This window comes from Burkholderia singularis (assembly GCF_001718875.1).
GTDB classification, from domain to species: Bacteria; Pseudomonadota; Gammaproteobacteria; order Burkholderiales; family Burkholderiaceae; genus Burkholderia; species Burkholderia singularis.
Genome location: NZ_CP013449.1, coordinates 729495 through 744256, shown reverse-complemented (window position 1 = coordinate 744256; position 14762 = coordinate 729495). Strand labels below are relative to the sequence as shown.

Here is a 14762-nt window from a genome sequence, read left to right as displayed (position 1 = left end):
ATCGACGCCTGCTGTCGGGCCGGCTCACGCCCGTCATCGCGCGAGTCACGGCCGAACAGAGCCGAGGCTTCGGCTTGGACGCAAGCTGCGGCTGGCCGCTTTTGACGCGCCGGCGCGAGCGTGCGCCGGGCTTGCATGTTCATATCGTCCGCTTGCGCGCCGCTCCGGATTGAGCCGCGCATGAACCGGTCTGCCGGACGAACGCCGACGGTTGCGCCCTTGACGGATGCGGACGCCGGCTTGTCGATCGGTCAGGCAACCATCCGCGCTCCGGCCGCCGCGTGAACGAATCGTGAGCGTGCCGACCGATTATGCACGCGCCAGGTGTCGTGCCGGGCTCGCCGGCAAGCGGGCCACCATGATCGGCTCGCCGACGGTTTTATCGGGCGCGCCGGCGGGCGCGCCCATGCCTGACTTCACTGCATCACGCGAAAAATAACCGCCGTCGCGCAAGCCTTGTCGGCAATCCTCATCGTGACATCGGCACGATCTCGATGCCCGAGCTGATATCGAGCGCCTGCTGCAGCAGCCCACGAAGCAGGTCCGAATTGTGTTCGACGTCGCCGCTCGGAAAATCAATGTTCATCCATGCGTGATGATCGCCCGCGTCCATCACGTTCATGCCGCTTTTCTGAAGGCTACTCATCAGGTTGAAGCGGATACGGCCATCCTGTATCGCCGAATCGATGTTATCGACCAATATCTGGCCATGTTGATCATCGAGCGTTCTCAGCAGCGCGCTTCTCAGTCGCTGTCTTTGCACCGGCTCGAATCCGGCCACGCCTTCGTCCAGCAAATGGTCCACCTGCTCGGCCCGCCCCGACGGCGAAGGCGCGGCAAATTCGCCCGCGGGATCTTCCGACGTACTGCCGTGAATGCGTCGGCCATAAGACGATTCCAATACGGAATCACTTTGGCTCGAACCTGCGCCTCGGGAAGACGGTTCAGCCCCGGCGCTAGGTTCCTGACGGCCGGCATCGATCCGCGGTTTTTTAGGCAGCGAACCGCCGCTTGGCGCGTCCATGCGGCCAGAACCCGAGCCGGAACCAGATCCGCCCGGCCCCGGTCCCGCGCCACGATCCTGCGTGGATTCCAGCGTTCGCAGAACGCGCTGAAGATTCTGCTCGTTCGTGCGCAACACTTCCTCGGCGTTGGCCAGTTCCCGCTGCAACACCGTCAGCCTGTCGTCGGTTTCCTGGAGCCTGGCGCGCGCGTCAGTCAAAGTGGGCTGAAGAGCGATTAAATTATCGCGCGCCTGCCGCAAGGGATGCCGACCGGCTCGCAAGCCCGACAGATCCCAATTGATAGGCGCGTTATTGATTTCATGGTCGATATCCTGCAATACACGCTGAATGTCGGTCAGCGCCTGTTCGTGCCGCGCCTGCTCCGCGGGAGCCGCGAGCCCCTCCAGCGCCTGATCGACCACACCGCGCGCCGGTTGAATCCGTACCCTGGCCTGATCCATGTAAGCGCGGGCCTGCGTCATATGCTCGCGAGCCAGATCGATATTGTGCCGCGCAGCGTGGATGGCCGGCCATATCCGCTGTGAAGAGCCACGCTGACTAGACAACGTCATCGCTTCATTGGTTAGGCGGGTAGCCTCATTGGTCTCGCTCTGCACATCTGTAACGAGATGCGTTGCGCGATTGGCCTGATCGATGATCTCCTGAACCTGCCCGACTGCTTGACGGCCAGGCAGGATGATGACCCTCGCCTCATCGTAAACCTGCTCGGCTTCGTCCATCACGCGATGAACCGACGCCGGCAAGGCTCCCGACGAGGGATTGACTCGATAGTGATCGTAGCCGCCGCGCCTCGTGCGCTGCAGCGGCACCTGATCCCCTTGAAGCGCCGCTTGCTCCGGCGCTTGCGGACTTGTCGCTCCATCGGTATAAACGGTTTGCCTCAGATGTTGCGACACGCCCGGATTCAACCCCTGGACGGCTCCCGTCGATACCGTCTCGCTGGTGCCTGCCTGCGCCGGATCTTGCAAGCTCGGAGCGTTGGATACGCGCTGCGGGCCGCGCAATTGACTGTTCGAATTCGTTATCATCGGTATTTAGAAATCCCCAATAAAACTTCCTATTTTCTTTCCCGCACGCACCGTGCGCGAGGCGGAAAAATCATCGGGAGACAGCCTAATCGATAAATCGCAAACGTCCGCTTACGTATTCCGAAATGCATCATGCACCGCACGAAATGGAACGAACCGGCCTGAGCGCCGCGTCAGTTCAGGCCAACGGCGCCGCGTCCTGCCAGCGGCGCACATAATCGGGCGTGCCGGTCGGCGCCGCATCCGCGAGCGGCGCGAAGCGCGCGACCTTCAGCGGCAGCACGCCCGCCCATACCGGCCGATTCAGATCCGCTTCGTCGTCGTTCGGGCCTCCCGTGCGAATCTTCGCCACGGCCTCGTCGAGCGCAATACGCAATATGGTGGTCGCCGCAAGCTCGTTCGCGTCGCCGGGCCGCGCGTCGCGGCTGCGGCCCGGCGCGATCCGCTCGACGAACACCTCGAGCGCCGCCGCCTTGCGCGCATCCGGCACCACCTCGAATGCGCCGTAGATCACGGCCGATCGATAGTTCATCGAATGATTGAATGCCGAGCGCGCAAGCACGATGCCGTCGAGATGCGTCACGGTCACGCAGACCTGCGCGCCCGTCGCCGCGAGCTTGAGCATCCGGCTGCCGTTCGAGCCGTGAATATACAAATGATCGCGTTCGCGCCAGCAGGCGGTCGGAATGCAATGGATGCCGGATGCGTCGGCAAACGCGACGTGACACACGTAGGCATCGTCGAGAATCGCATCGAGGCTCGCGCGGTCGTAATGCGCGCGATGCGCTTCGCGACGCACGCGGGTGCGCGGGCTGGCAGCGGCCGGCGCGGAAGCTTCGGCGGGCGCGGTGCCCGGCAAATCGGTGGCGGGTGATGTCATCGGCGTGGTCCCTATCTGATTGGATGGATGTGTGATGAACAGGCGCCACGATAAAAAATTCATGGCACCATTCATAGACCCACGCAATCAATTAATTATGGAGCCACGATGGACTATGGCGTGTTGCTGTCGAACTTCGAGCGCGACGACGCGAACGACGCGCTCGCCCGCGCATCGCAGCAGCATCGGCTGTATGCGTGCCTGCGCGCGGCGATCCTGAACGGCACACTCGAGCCGGGCACGTTTCTGTTGTCGTCGCGCGCGCTCGCCGAGACGCTGCGCATCGCACGTAATTCGGTGCTGTATGCCTATGAGCGGCTTTCGGCCGAAGGTTTCGCCGTCGCGACCAGGCAAGGCACGATGGTCGCGCGCGTGGGCCTGGGCGCACCCGCCCCTGGCGCGCGCACGGCCCATGTGAAACCCGCGCTGTCGCGCCGCATCGCGCAGTTGCCGGATGCCGACGGCGAACTCGACGATCACGACGACCCGCTGCCGTTCCTGCCCGGCATGCCCGCACTCGACGAATTTCCGCTCGCATCGTGGCGGCGCGCGCTCGAGCGCGCATGGCGGCGCATCGGCGCCGAGCAGCTCCGGTACGCAAGCGCCGACGGCAATTTGCGGCTGCGTCAGACGATTGCCGAATATCTGCGCGTGTCGCGCGGCATCGGCTGCGACGCGCAGCAGGTATTCATCACCGATGGCACACAGCACGGCCTCGATCTATGCGCGCGCACGCTCGCGGACGCGGGCGACACCGCCTGGATCGAAGACCCCGGCTATGGCGGCGCGCGCGCCGCGTTCGCAGCGGCCGATTTGCGGCTCGTGCCGATTCCCGTCGACGCCGACGGGCTCGCGCCGACCGAGCGGCATTGGCGCACCCGCCCGCCTCGGCTCATCTACATCACGCCGTCGCATCAATATCCGCTCGGCGCGGTAATGAGCGTCGAGCGGCGCATCGCGCTCGTCAGCCGCGCACGGGCGGCAGGCGCATGGATCGTCGAGGACGACTACGACAGCGAGTTCCGCCACTATGGCGCGCCGCTCGCCGCGCTGCAAAGCTTTGGCGACGACGCACCCGTCGTTTATCTCGGCACGTTCAGCAAAACCATGTTTCCCGCGTTGCGGATCGGTTTCGTCGTCGCACCGCCGGCACTCGAGCCGGCGTTGCGCAAGACCGTCGGCGTGCTCGCACCGCGCGGGCGCCTCGCCGAGCAGCTCGCGCTCGCCGATTTCATCGACGCCGGCCATTTCGCGCGCCATCTGCGCCGGATGCGGCGACTGTACGCCGAGCGCCGCGACGCGCTGCAAGATGCACTGATACGCCATCTCGGCGGCGTGCTGACGGTATCGGGCGGCGCGGGAGGCATGCATTTATCCGCGCGCCTCGATACGGATGCCGCCGACACCGACGTCGCGCGCGCGGCAAGTGCACACTCGATCACAGTTCGCGCGCTGTCACGCTTTTGCATGCCGGACCCGGCGACGGGCGAGTCCGCGAGCGCCGCTTATAACGGCTTCGTGCTCGGTTACGGGGCGGTGCGCACGGAACAGATCGACGCATGTGTGCGGCGGCTCGGCGCGGCAATCGACGAGGCGCGGCGCACGCGGCACCGGGCTTGATGCCAACGCGCGCCTTCCGATACGGGCCAAGCGCGGCGTGCCGGCGCGGTGCGCCGCGCCATCCCAAGCGTTGAAAAACCGTGCATGGCGCCCGGCGGCTGCCGCGCGCGGTCACCCGCACCGCCCTCCGACCAACGCCCGCCTATGTCCGCATGCGCCCGGTGCAACGCACGTGCACACCGACCGGATACGAAGCCGGCATCGCATCCCGCTTGAGTTCCGCGACGAAACTCGGCCCCGCGAAACCCGCCGCCCCACCCGCAGATCCTGCAGTCACCCAACATTTCCGCTTTCGTCTAAGCTAATCGTCCCCCGCCCGCTGCCGCGCGGCGCGCCATTCGATCCATTTGCGGAGTCTGCCCATGCATATCGATTTGACCGGTAAAACCGCCCTCGTCACCGCCTCGACCGCAGGCATCGGCCTGGCGATCGCCGAAGGACTCGCGCGTGCCGGCGCGCACCTGATCATCAACGGCCGCAGCGACGAATCCGTGAAAGCCGCGCTCGCGCATCTGCGCGTGGCCACGCCCGGCGCGAGCGTACAGGGCATAGCCGCCGATTTGTCGAGTGCCGAAGGCGCGCAACGCGTGATCGACGCCGCGCCAAGCGTCGATATCCTCGTGAACAACGCGGGCATTTACGGCCCGAAGCCGTTCTTCGATATCGACGACGCCGAATGGGAACATTTCTTCCAGGTCAACGTCATGTCGGGCGTGCGGCTCGCGCGACATTATCTGAAGACGATGATCGAGCGCGACTGGGGCCGGGTCGTCTTCATTTCGTCGGAATCGGCGCTCAACATTCCAGCCGACATGATCCACTACGGCTTCACGAAAACCGCGCAGCTCTCGATCTCGCGCGGGCTTGCGAAACTCGCGGCGGGCACCCGCGTAACCGTCAACGCGGTGCTGCCCGGCCCGACCATGTCCGACGGCGTGAAAACGATGTTGAAGAGCACGGCCGACGAAACCGGCAAGACGGTCGAGCAGGTCGCCCTCGAATTCGTCCGCACGCATCGCGCGAGTTCGATCATCCAGCGGCCTGCCAGCGCCGAGGAGGTGGCGAATCTCGTCGTCTATGTGTGTTCGCCGCAGGCGTCGGCAACCACGGGGGCCGCGCTGCGTGTCGACGGCGGTGTCGTCGACACGATCGCATAACGCGGGCTGCTGCGTGCGCCATGCCGGCCGGGCAGAACGGCCCGGCGGCCGGCATTGCGCCGCGCGCCGAATCGGCCGTCTGCGGTGCAGGCCGCCCGCCGCGAGCGGGCCGCCTACGCTTAAGTATGCGTGGCCAGGCGGCCGCCGTTACCGCTGTCGTGCAGCAACGCCTTGCGGTCCGCCTCCGCGCAAGTCGCGAAACCGTGCCGCGCCACCGCGCCGCGCCGGTCGAACACGACGTAGTACGAACGATGTTCGTAGCCGTGGTACAGATCGTAGTTGTAGCAAACGCCCGCGCCGTTGCGCATCATCCGCACGCTCGCCGGATTGCCGCCGGCCTTGACGATTTGCGTCTGTGTCGCGCCGGGCTGCGCGGCCGCCCTGGGCACCGGCAGCTTCGCGTATGAAAACGTTTCGGCGCCGCCGAACCACGAACAGCCGCTGACCACCAACGCAGCGGCGAGCGGGCAAGCGAGCGCTTGGGCGGAGGCGGTTCGGATCGTCGTCTGGAATGCCATGCTGCGTAACCCTGCGGCACAACGCCGGCGCAGTGAAAAATCCGATCGTAATCGACGTTTCGGCTGCCTTTTGTTGAATTTCTAAAAGAAGTCCGAAAAACAACGCGAACTCCTCCCGTTTCAACGATCAATCGACCCATTCCGCCCACAATACGGTCAGCACCGTCATTAATGCCGGACCGACGAACAGCCCGAGCAGCCCGAACGTCTCCGCGCCGCCCAGGATGCCGAACAGCACCAGCAGAAACGGCAGCCGCGCGGAACTGCCGATCAACACCGGCCGCACGAAATGCTCGGCGACGAACGCCACCACGAAACCGAATACCGCCAGGCCGATCGCCCAGCCTACCGCGCCTTGGGCGAACAGCCACAATGCCGCACCGCAAAATACGACTGGCGCGCAAAACGGCAGCATCGCCGCGATAGCCGTCACGAGCCCGAGCAGCGCCGCGTGCGGCAAACCGGCAAGTGCATAGGCGATGCCGAGCAGCACACCTTCGCCGAAACCGACGACGACGAGCCCCGTCACCGTCCCATAGACCGCCGCGGCCATTCGCTTGAGCAGCGCGGCGCCGTTCTCGCCGAATGCGCGTTGCACGCCCGTCAGCAGCGCGCCCGACAGGCGCGGCCCCGCCTGAAAGATCACGAACAGCGTAACCAACATGAAGCCGAACAGCATCGCCGCGTGCGCGAGCCGCGAACCGAAATGCCGGCCGAACGTCATCACTGCGCCGCCGTCGACGCCCTTGACCGCGGTCGCCGGATGCAACGGCTGGGCCAGATGCGCCTGCCACCAGGCGCGCGCCTGCTGCGCGCCGAACGGCAAATGCGACAGCGCATCCGGCGCCGGAATGCCGGTCTCTTGAACGCGATGCAGCCATCCGAACAGCTCATGGCTCTGATCGACCGCCTCGGCAAGCCCTACCGCGATTGGCACGACGACGAGCAGTGCAACGGCCGTCGTCAGCGCCGTCGCGACCAGCGTCGTGCGGCCGTGAAACCAGCGGTACGTATCGATGCGGCGCAGTGCCGGCCACAGCGCGATCGCGACCACGCCTGCCCATGCGATCGCGGGAATGAAATCGCGGATCACCCACAACGCAAGCGCGACGAGCGCCGTATACAACGCACCGAGTGCGATCGACTGCCGGCTCGGGCGGCCGGGAGAATCCGGGGCGACGCTAGCGTTTTGAACCATGAGGATGCCTGAAAGAAGAAGGGCTCGATGTCAGCGAAGCCCTCATCTTAATGGACGCGCGCGGCCCAGCCGGTGCGATGGGCAACCGTCGCGCCAGTCGGCGGCGCCGATGGCGGGATATCGATCAGCCAGCGCAACCGCGGCACTTCGCCGCCGATTCCGCTGCCGCGCAACATCGCGGATGAATTCCGCCAGCCTTGTGCGCGGCAGTTTCCATCATGGAGATTTTCGTGATGCGCGGACGGCATAGCGCGCAAGCCATGCCGTCCGCCGCCCCACCCATGGCATTGCGCTGCGCTCTTGCCCGGCTTGCCGGCCGTGCGCGCCGAAACACGTATGCCCCGCCGCCGGCCGAGCAGTCGCTCAGTCGCTCAGGCCACGCGATAACGTTCGAGCCAGTGTGCGTAAGGCGCGGGCAGCGTCCACGACGGCCGCTCGGCGCCAAGTTCGCGCGCCGCGCGATACGGCCAATGCGGGTCGGCCAGATGTGCGCGCCCGACCATGACGAGATCGAGCTGGCCGTTCGCCACGACACGTTCCGCGAGTTCGGGCGTATCGATTCCCCATGCCGAGGCGACCGGAATCTGCGCTTCGCGACGGACCCGCTGCGCAACCGGCGCGAGAAAGGCCGGCGCCCATGGAATGTTCGCCTCCGGCGTCGAGAAACCAATCGAAACGCTTAGCATGTCGAGCCCTTCGCGCTTCAGACTTTTCGTCAGCTCGATCGATTCGGCAAGCGTTTCGTCGTCACGACCGTCGTACTCGATCACGCCGAAACGCGCGGTCAGCGGCAGACGCTCCGGCCAGACCTCGCGCACCGCCGCGAGCGTCTCGACGAGAAAGCGTCCGCGATTTTCCGCCGAGCCGCCGTATGCGTCGTCGCGGCGGTTGGCATGCACCGAGAAAAAGCTCTGCGCGAGATAGCCATGCGCGAAATGCAGCTCGAGCCATTCGAAGCCCGCGTCGCGCGCACGCTTCGCCGCCGCGACATAATCGGCCTTGACGCGCGCGATATCGTCGAGCGTCATCGCGCGCGGCACCTTCGGCAGATGTGCGCCGAACGGCACCGCTGACGGTGCGATCGTCTGCCAGCCGCGCGGATCGCCATCGGGAATATGATCGTCGCCTTCCCACGGGCGGTTCGCGCTCGCCTTACGGCCCGCGTGAGCCAACTGAATGCCCGGCACCGCGCCCGCGGCTTTGATCGCGTCGACCGAGCGCGCAAACGCCTGTGCCTGCGCGTCGTTCCAGAGGCCCGCGCATCCCGGCGTGATCCGGCCTTCGGGCGACACCGCCGTCGCCTCGGCGATCACCAGCCCCGCGCCGCCCCGCGCAAGGCTCGCGAGGTGCACGTGATGCCACTCGTTGACGACGCCTTCGTCGGCAACGTACTGGCACATCGGCGGAACGGCGATGCGGTTGCGCAACTTGATGTCTTTCAGTTGAAACGGTTCGAACAATGCGGGCATGTAATGCTCCTATTTGCTGCGGGTTACAGTGGATGCGACGGCTACCGATCAGTTGCACGAATGGCACACGAGCCTATTAGACCGGTCGTCTCAAAAATCAAAAAATACGATTTGCGGGGCCCTCGTTGTGCCGTCCAGCGTGGACGCCGGGCGCAATGCCCAGGCTATGGCAGCCCCACGCCGACGTAACGAACCGTGATGATATCGATAAATTAGACCGGTCGTCTAGAAACCATAGAAGGAGCAGGACTTTCGGGCAAGCAGCGGGCCGTTGATCGTAAGGATTCCGTGCTTCTACGTTGATCTGCCTGACCGGCTCGGCTCCCCGCTCCCCCCAACCAAAGCGGCGTCGCACACGATTTTCCCAGGGCGCGATCAACGGATCGGCAGCCAGCCGCCGACCGGCTCGCCTCTTCTCCCTCCTCGCAGGCCTTCATCGATGCGCGTCGTGCGGCATGCAGCCGCTTTCCTGCGCGGGGCTGCATGCCGATGACGGCAAAATCGATCGCGTCAATCCCTGTTCGGATCAGATGACGTGCCAGTGATCTTCAGCAAACGGGCGCTTGCGGTTGCGCCCATAACGGGCATGCTCGGTAAAGGTCCATGCGCTATGCGCTTTCGGTCGTGCTGGCCAGGCCACGCGGTTTTGTCTATCGATGCAGCCGCAGCCACTTCCGCCACGGCGTGCATTCGACATGCTTATTCAGACATCATTGATAGGCCGGCAGCCCCGTTTTCAAAATACTCGTCGCCGAGGCGTTGTAATAAGTCATCGCAATGATCTTCGACACATGCGTAGACGCCGCGCTGCCGATCGGGATATTCACCGTCACGACCTTCCCCGACGAATCTATGCAAGTGTAATAGCCTGGCGCGTTGCTGACGGCATAAGTTTTCTGCGAAACAGTACCGTCATCGTATGTCGTTTGAATTGCACAGCCGGTCGCGACAACCGCCATTGAAAATTTTGGCGTCCACGTGAGCGATGCCGACGAAGTCGTTATCTGCCAAGGTTTCAGTCCGTTGAAGGCAAGCTGAATAGCATAGCTGTTGGTCGAATCGACCTTCTGGGCGATGATGTCGACGGGCAGATTGTAAGAAGAGTTCGGCGCATTGCTGTAGAGCGGTACGTTGTGCAGCGAAATATAGTGGCTTACCGAGAAATTCGAAGGCAGACGCGGGAGTGTCGAGAATGCATTGCGAATGCCGTCGAAATCCAAGCCTATGATTTTCGTAACGGCATCCGAGATCAAGACGAATGGAACCTCCGGGTAGGTGGCTGCAATCCCGTCACTGCTATTCGATGCATTCACGTACTGAGTACGCGCAAGCCGGCGCATCCATTTCCATGCGTAGTCGTAACGGTTTGCCGAACCGTCACTGGCGTGGAAAAACGATGACGGAAGATAAGTGAAACTTTCGATCCCGGGCGTGTAATTATTATTGCTGTTGACGTACTTGCTTTCCGCCGATGAGTTTACATAGTCTGCCTGCTTGATTGATTTTTGCTCCCCGATAATGACATTCTTATAGAGAGGAAAAAAATTGGGCTCTTCCACATAGCCGTAAAGAGGCGTCAAGTCCGAAGCAGGTTTGGACGTTCCACTCGATGTCGTCTGCGTCGTGTAAACATAATTCTTCAGGCCGATCTGTGCCATGGAAAATACATTCTGGGCGCCGGACCACCAGTTGGTATTAAAATTGGATCGAAGCGTATTGCAGCGATCCACATAGGTTGAAACCGCGCCAGGATTACTCAAAAACTCCGGATGGCTCGCTAGATTGCAAAAATATGAAATCTGCGACGCAGCAGAATCTCCCCCCAAAAAAATATCGTATCCAGCCGGTATGATATTTGCCTCGGATGGATTATAGGCAAACTCGTTATAGGTCGCAGCATCATAGGAAGGATTTTTTGTTATTCTAAAGCCATCGGTCGATATGAACTGGTTTCCCTTTCCATCCGAGGCACTCCAATAGACAGAATTCACTTCATTGTTGATATATGATGACAACCCAAGATATTTTTGATCCCCCGTCATTTTGTATAGCGTCAGAATACTATCCCCGATCTCGAATATGGCGGGCTGCACCGCCTTGGATTCGTAAGGCTTTCCGTTAATACCAAAAGCCCACCAGGGCCGCGGGTTCGAGGGATCATTGTAATCAAGCACCGTTGAGAATTTCAGTGCCATATTCAGATTATGACTATGATAACCCATATAGTATGCGCCGATTAAATAATGCGCGTAATCCCTCGAATAATATGCGCACCGCCCCGACAACGAAGCAAAATATCCGCCCCCTCCACTATCCATGCCTTGCTGGCTGCAATCCACATTGCCCGCATTGGCCCAATTGAATCGATTGTATAGCCAACTGTAATTGGCATCGGTGAACGCAAGCTTGGCTGCCTCGTTAACCGCCGCATTGAAGCCATTTGCGATGGTTTCTTGGTCCAGGCTCGTCGGCAGAGGTTCGTTGGAACTCATGTATATGCCGTTCGTATTGACGGGAGCGACCGCCTTTATCGAGGCAGTCGAGACTGGCGAACCCGCGCGGGCATCTCCACAACTGGCCAAGACCACCAGCATGGGGGCCATTGCACAGATCCTCAATTGAAGCCGGGCATATGTTGCCAGGGTAACCACGAGTTGCTGTTTCATTTTCTCGCTCCTTGCGATCTAATTTTATTTTTCCGTTCACATTTTTATTGATTGAAGCAAGATCATATTCAAGCAACCCAGGCTTATCGAAAAGCAATTTTTTATTTTATTAGCAGACGGCTTATTCTATTTTTAATTACTGAACAGGATCGACCATAATTCAAAAAATCAACGGGTCAACCACACTGCGCCTTTAATAATTCCGTAATAGCGCTCCAATATAAGGGACTTGATCGGACTGGTTAATTGAACAACGCATCGCCGTGTCCGGCACAAGCCCGCCCGCCCAGTATTTCTAGCATTTGCCAAACACGCCCGTCACGGGCGCAACCGCAAGCGCCCGCTCGTTGAAGGTCACCGGCACGCCATGCGCGCCCAATCTGGAATTGGCGCGGTCGATCTTCCAACCATCGACACGCAGCCCCGCACGGGAAAGCGACCGCATCGCCGCACGGGGCACGTCGATGACGATCCGCGTGGACGCACCGGGCAGCAAGTTTAGATAGTTGTCGCTATAAAACGCAGGCAAGATGCGCTGGCCGCTCGATTGATCGAATAGCTGCAGGTGCGTCATGAGCGCGATCGTGCGGCCGATGTTTTTCACATCGGCGGTGATGCGCGCGGTGCCATCGTCCACTTCCGCTGCCGATGCGCGGATCGCGAGAGCGGCCGGCGGCATCGTATCGAGCGATGCGTAAGCGGCGTCCTGCCCGTTCCTTTGACACCAGTAGAGATTTTCGGCAAGCGTCGAGCCGATCGCATCGTGCAGCGCAAGCGTCACGATGCAAACGTCCGACGTGGCCGACGCAATCTGTGCGCGAAGATTCGCAACGATCCGATAGGACGCGGGCGCAGCGTACCCATCGCTCCATGCGGCTTTGCCGCTCGGAGTGCCGTCGAGGTTGTACACGCGCGTCTCGACACGCCCCGATACCGCGCTCGCGGTATGGTTGGCGATCGTGACGTCGAACGTGTTCGCATCGAGAATCACGTTGACGCGCCGGCAAGCGCGCCGGACGGCGAAGAACGACGAGTGCTGCTCAAGGTCGTGGCTATACATCTGCCAGACAAAACTTGGCTGCGCAGGATTCGTCATCCACATGATCACGCCTGTCGCGGGCGACGTGACCTTGCCGGTTACCGGCCCGATCATCACGGCGGCGTTCGCCTCATAGATCGACTTGATGCATTCGTAGTTCATCATCTGCGACTTGCGGACGAAATCGGCAAGATTTCGAATTTCGCCGTAGCGCGCGCCCGTCGTCGCGATGTATCCCGCGCCGCCTTGCAGCCCCACCTGGGCGTAATAGGCGCCATTGCCGTTGATGTCGCGATCCGCCCAGAAATCGTCGGGACATTCCCACGAAGATGGCGGCAGCATGGCTTCGACGCATTCCAGCGTCGGAATCGAATGCGAGCCGACTTCGTTATGGAACGCAACCTGCGATGCGCCGTAGCCGCGCCCGAAGGCAGCGCGCGGCGCTTCCCAGTTGTACGGGCCGCCGGACGAGTAGCCGTTCATCGCGCCGGCGCCGGTATCGCCCGCCGAACTCGTCAGGCACAGGCGCCTGGGGTCCAACTCCGTCACCAACGCGTCGAGACCGCTGACGAGTGCGGGCGGCGGCGAGCCTTCATTGCCGCCGCACCACAGCAGGATCGACGGATGGTTGCGGTAATGAACGATGACGTCCCGGATGTTGTCGAGATCGCGCATCACGTTTTCCGCCGCGGGCCCTTCGGTCGAGTAGAAAAAATCCTGCCACACCAGGATGCCGTAGGCGTCGCATGCATCGAAGAAATCGCGGCTCGTGCTCTGGCCGTTCCAGTTGCGAATCAGATTCAGGTTCGCGTCGCGATGCAGCCTGACTTGATGAAACAGCCGCTCGCGCGGGATTCGCTTGAGCGCCTCGTCGAGCCCCCAGTTGCCGCCCATCACGAGAATCGGCAGTTTGTTGACGGTGATGCTCAACTGCGGACCGAAGCCGATGTCACGCGCGTACTCGATGCGCCGCAGCCCGACGTTCACGGTTCGCTCGTCGGAGATCCGCCCTCGCCATTCGATGGCGACCGACACCGCATAGAGATGCGGCTCGCCATATCCATTCGGCCACCAAAGCTTCGGATTCGACAGCGTGAGTGCCGGTATCTCGGCGGGCGTCAGCGAGAACGTCACCGGCTGATCGGCAGCCTCAACGATGATCGTGCGCCTGAATGCGATGTCGTTGCCGATCTTGCCGATCAGCACCGCAGCGACGGATTGGCCGGTGCGGTTATCGAGCGATACGTCGAGCCGCAGCGTCGCCTGGCTCAAGTCGTCGGACAGCACGCTGTCGACCCGCACATCGGCGATCCGCATCGCGCCCGTCGTGAACCACGACACCGGCTGCCAGATGCCGAGGTTGCGGTCGGGAATCGTCGGCAGCCAATCCCATCCGGCGCAGCAGAAGAACGTCGGACCGTTTTTCAGTGTGACGCCGCTCGGGCCGCCATTGCGCCCGCCGCGCGTCACGCCGCTCGAATAGCTGGGCTTCAGCGGCCTTTCCGAGAAATCGAGCTTGATCACGCAAACCGCCAAATAGGCAGTTCCGCCCGCTGCCGAGACAAGCTCGGTGACGTCGAAATAGCCGTGCTTGAATGCGCCCTCGAGCGTGCCGACGAACGCGCCGTTGAGCCAGATGGCCGCCCTGTAATTGACTCCGTCGAAGCGCAGCCACAGACGTTGGCCCGGTCGCAGCGCGGGCGTGGTGAACGTCGTGCGATACCAGTAGTCGGTATCTTTCAGCGTGTCGGGAATCGTGTCGGTCACGATCCTGCCGTATAGCGGGTCGGGATATTTTCCGTTGGCGATCATGCTGCTCAACGCAGTGCCCGGCACCGTCGCGGCCGACATGCGCGCCATGCCGCCGGCGCTCGCGAGCCGCGCGCCGTTGAGGCCGGGGCAGTCCGACGCGGCGGCGAATGTCCATCGTCCGGAGATTTCACCCGATGCTGCCAGATTCGTCGGCGACGTCGCCGGAATCTCGTCCGGCGGGCTATCTGCGGGATTTCCGCGCGCGTTGCCGGCCAGGCGTTCCGGCGTCGCGGCCGGATCGCCTGCGCCGTCGTTGCAGGCGGCCAACCAGCCGCTGCCGATCAGCGCAGCGCTGCGCACCAGAAATTTGCGGCGTTGTGTCGATTTCATCGCTCTCGCTCGTGCTCACG

Annotated in this window: 9 protein-coding genes; 2 read left to right on the top strand and 7 right to left on the bottom strand. The window is 62.4% G+C overall.

The annotated features are described in order from the left end of the window. Positions 1-469 precede the first annotated feature (469 nt). Together AQ611_RS25740 and AQ611_RS19195 are read right to left on the bottom strand one after the other, a co-directional pair. On the bottom strand, positions 470-2053 hold the full coding sequence (locus tag AQ611_RS25740; protein WP_146011724.1) for a hypothetical protein: 1584 nt from the start codon (positions 2051-2053) through the stop codon (positions 470-472). A 178-nt stretch (positions 2054-2231) separates the two neighbouring features. Then, positions 2232-2933: a pyridoxamine 5'-phosphate oxidase family protein gene (locus AQ611_RS19195; RefSeq protein WP_069236401.1), complete on the bottom strand. Its 702-nt coding sequence runs from the start codon at positions 2931-2933 to the stop codon at positions 2232-2234. A 108-nt stretch (positions 2934-3041) separates the two neighbouring features. Here AQ611_RS19195 and pdxR point away from each other — a divergent pair, with 108 nt between their 5' ends. Both pdxR and AQ611_RS19185 read left to right on the top strand, forming a co-directional pair. After that, a complete protein-coding gene (pdxR, locus tag AQ611_RS19190; RefSeq protein ID WP_069235697.1) occupies positions 3042-4553 on the top strand; it encodes a MocR-like pyridoxine biosynthesis transcription factor PdxR in 1512 nt (503 codons plus the stop codon). Between the two features lie 362 nt (positions 4554-4915). Further along, complete coding sequence (locus AQ611_RS19185) at positions 4916-5710, top strand: SDR family NAD(P)-dependent oxidoreductase (protein ID WP_069235696.1); 795 nt, start codon at positions 4916-4918, stop codon at positions 5708-5710. A gap of 119 nt (positions 5711-5829) precedes the next feature. Here AQ611_RS19185 and AQ611_RS19180 read toward each other — a convergent pair whose 3' ends face one another. From AQ611_RS19180 to AQ611_RS19155, 5 genes are all read right to left on the bottom strand, one after another. Further along, a complete protein-coding gene (locus AQ611_RS19180) occupies positions 5830-6228 on the bottom strand; it encodes a hypothetical protein (protein WP_069235695.1) in 399 nt (132 codons plus the stop codon). A gap of 127 nt (positions 6229-6355) precedes the next feature. Beyond that, positions 6356-7426 carry an AI-2E family transporter gene (locus AQ611_RS19175; RefSeq protein WP_069235694.1) on the bottom strand — a complete coding sequence of 357 codons (1071 nt, stop codon included), beginning with the start codon at positions 7424-7426 and terminating at the stop codon, positions 6356-6358. Positions 7427-7797: 371 nt separating this feature from the next. Next, positions 7798-8895: an NADH:flavin oxidoreductase/NADH oxidase gene (locus AQ611_RS19165; protein WP_069235692.1), complete on the bottom strand. Its 1098-nt coding sequence runs from the start codon at positions 8893-8895 to the stop codon at positions 7798-7800. Positions 8896-9605: 710 nt separating this feature from the next. Continuing rightward, positions 9606-11561, bottom strand: coding sequence for a hypothetical protein (locus AQ611_RS25735; RefSeq protein WP_146011725.1), 1956 nt, complete (start codon positions 11559-11561; stop codon positions 9606-9608). Between the two features lie 295 nt (positions 11562-11856). Next, entirely contained in the window at positions 11857-14742 is a 2886-nt protein-coding gene (locus tag AQ611_RS19155; protein ID WP_069235691.1) for a glycoside hydrolase family 2 protein, read from the bottom strand. Positions 14743-14762 lie beyond the last annotated feature (20 nt).